1 protein-coding gene is annotated in these 387 nt (G+C 67.7%); it reads left to right on the plus strand.

Going from position 1 to position 387, the window contains the following annotated elements:
* A partial coding sequence (locus tag SB753_RS35165; RefSeq protein WP_410804668.1) for an alanine--tRNA ligase-related protein occupies positions 1-387 on the plus strand: 387 nt, incomplete at both ends.

Consider the following 387-nt stretch of genomic DNA (forward strand, 5'->3'; position numbering starts at 1 on the left):
GCGGCCGGCAAGTTCAAGATGGCGCAGGGCCTCGAATACTCGGGCGCCAAGACCACGTTCCACGGCTACGAGGAAATCGTCTTCGACGACGCGAAGGTCACGGCGCTGTATGTCGACGGTGCGTCCGTCAACGAAGTGACGAAGGGCCAGCAGGCTGTCGTCGTGCTGGATCACACGCCGTTCTACGCGGAGTCGGGCGGCCAGGTCGGCGATCAGGGCGTGCTCGCGAACGCGAGCGTGCGCTTCGCCGTCGCCGATACGCTGAAGGTGCAGGCGGACGTCGTGGGCCATCACGGCACGCTGGAGCAGGGCACGCTGAAGGTCGGCGACGTCGTGAAGGCGGAGATCGACGCGATCCGCCGCGCGCGCACGGCCCGCAACCACTCG

It is taken from the genome of Paraburkholderia sp. SIMBA_053, assembly GCF_046534895.1.
GTDB lineage: Bacteria > Pseudomonadota > Gammaproteobacteria > Burkholderiales > Burkholderiaceae > Paraburkholderia > Paraburkholderia caledonica.